The organism is Lysinibacillus sp., from assembly GCF_032093475.1.
Taxonomy (GTDB): Bacteria; Bacillota; Bacilli; order Bacillales_A; family Planococcaceae; genus Lysinibacillus; species Lysinibacillus irui.
In genome coordinates, this window is sequence record NZ_DAMDAY010000221.1 from 1 (window position 1) to 2,301 (window position 2,301).

At 37.4% G+C, this 2,301-nt stretch carries 3 protein-coding genes; 2 read left to right on the forward strand and 1 reads right to left on the reverse strand.

The window, feature by feature from the left end; all coding sequences use genetic code 11:
• On the forward strand, positions 1 to 605 hold a 605-nt coding region (locus tag RT445_RS23600; RefSeq protein ID WP_313471764.1), incomplete at its 5' end, for a polysaccharide biosynthesis protein.
• Positions 602 to 1,459: an SDR family oxidoreductase gene (locus RT445_RS23605; protein WP_274793577.1), complete on the forward strand. Its 858-nt coding sequence runs from the start codon at positions 602 to 604 to the stop codon at positions 1,457 to 1,459. The genes RT445_RS23600 and RT445_RS23605, both read left to right, overlap by 4 nt.
• A gap of 48 nt (positions 1,460 to 1,507) precedes the next feature.
• On the opposite strand, the gene RT445_RS23610 is transcribed toward RT445_RS23605, so the two are convergent.
• A complete protein-coding gene (locus RT445_RS23610) occupies positions 1,508 to 2,260 on the reverse strand; it encodes an alpha/beta fold hydrolase (protein ID WP_274793578.1) in 753 nt (250 codons plus the stop codon).
• Between the last annotated feature and the right edge of the window lie 41 nt (positions 2,261 to 2,301).

Consider the following 2,301-nt stretch of genomic DNA (forward strand, 5'->3'; position numbering starts at 1 on the left):
AGAAGACGTTTATAGCAAAGTCTCGAATGGTTGATCCTCATCAAACGCTTATTTGTGGCACTAGATACGGCAATGTCATGGCTTCACGAGGCTCGGTGATTCCATTATTTATCGAACAAATAAAAGCAGGAAAACCTTTAACGATTACTGATCCAAATATGACACGTTTTATGATGACGCTTGAGGAGGCAGTTGAATTAGTTATCTATGCTTTCTCACATGCACAAAATGGAGATATTATGGTACAAAAATCGCCCGCTGCAACGGTCGAACATTTGGCACAGGCTTTACTTGAAATTTTTCAGGCAAACAATACCATTCAAATTATCGGGACACGGCATGGGGAAAAAATGTATGAAGTATTATGTACAAAAGAAGAAGCAGCAAAGGCCATTGATATGGGCAAATTTTATCGCATCCCAGCGGATAATCGGGATTTAAATTATGGAAAATACCTTGAGGAGGGCTCTCCAAAAATTACTTTAACTGATGAATATAACTCTAACAATACACAACGATTAAGTGTGGCTGATATTAAAGAAAAATTATTAACATTACCTCTTATTCAAAAAGAGCTTCTCCATTGGACGGGAGGAACACCATGAAATTTTTAGTGCTCGGTGCTACCGGTATGGCTGGCCACACCATTGCTATCTATTTATGGGAACAAGGGCATGACGTAACAACATACTCTAGAACTTCTTTCCCATTCGGACACAATATAACAGGTGATGTAACCGACTCCAATTTTTTACGATCCCTGCTGCAAGACAATGATTTTGATGTCGTAATTAATTGTATAGGTGTTTTAAACAATGCTTGTGATGCAAATCCCGCGCAAAGTATTTTGCTAAATAGCTATCTACCACATGCGATTGTAGCTCTCCTAGAAAATCAACAAACAAAGCTTATTCATCTAAGCACAGACTGTGTCTTTTCAGGGCAGAATGCCCCCTATCATGAAAAAAGTATGCGAGACGGGGAGACCTTTTATGATCGCACAAAAGGGTTAGGTGAAATTGAGCGAAACAAGCATTTAACATTTCGTAATTCGATTATTGGTCCTGATTTAAAACAAAACGGCATCGGATTATTCAATTGGTTTATGCAACAAGATGGCCCTATTAATGGTTATACAGGTGCTATTTGGACTGGTGTCACAACAATTACATTAGCTAAAGCCATTGAACGTGCTACCTATGAAGAACTAACAGGGCTCTATCATCTCGTCCATACTTCGAATATATCAAAATATGAACTTCTTCAGTTATGTAACCGACACTTTTTGGATAGTAAACTGGACATTCTCCCCTATCAGCTTGTTAACGTGAATAAAACATTACTAAATACAAGGAACGACTTTTCCTTTGTTGTCCCAAGCTATGAAGAAATGATTGTTGAAATGAAGGAATGGGTGCTACAGCATAAAGATTTATATCCACACTATTTTCGTAAATAATTTCGTATAAACTCCATTATGTGGAAGGTTACTCATAATGGAGTAGTTCTATTGAATCTCGATTCCCTCAGGTAAATGACCCTTTTGAATCCAATTTTCTACAAAATGGTTGAAAAATGCAGGCTTAGCTAACGATACTCCATGACCTATGTTAGTCAATAACACACCGTTGCTATTGGGATGACTGCGAACTAGTTCTATTGCTGATTTTTTCATAATACTTTTCTCTTTGTTTCCAACTGTTATTAAAATTTTCCCTTGGGCTTTGCGAAAACCGGAGGGAATGGTAAACGACATATTTTCCTGTAAAACTCGAACTAATGTATTGACAGATATAGCTGAACTTTCACGATAATAGCGTTCAAAATAATGGTCATCGATATATAAAGATTTCGCTTGGAGTTTCGCGAATGTTTTATTTTTTATAAGCGGAAATGTCAGCCGAATGAGCGGTGGTAGCATCCATTCTAATACAGGAGAAGGAAGAACAAGCGCACTATTAATGATGGTAAAATCAATTAAACTTGGATTTATACTTAGCATTTGAATAGCTATTTGAGCTCCTAACGAGAAACCTATTACTATAATGGGCTTACCATTAGCTTTTTCTTCAATTAGCAGTAGCAGCTCTCTAGCACTTTGCTCAATGGAAAAAGAGGATTGTGACATAAGCTCTGGTACTACACAGTAATAATTGGTAAAATACTGAATTTGCTGATCCCACATCCAGCCCCCAACACCCCCACCATGAATAAACATCATGAACGGATTATTAGTATCGCCATATTCCTTGTAGTACATGTTTACACCCGCTTTCATTCACTCTTTAATCATGGTCATCT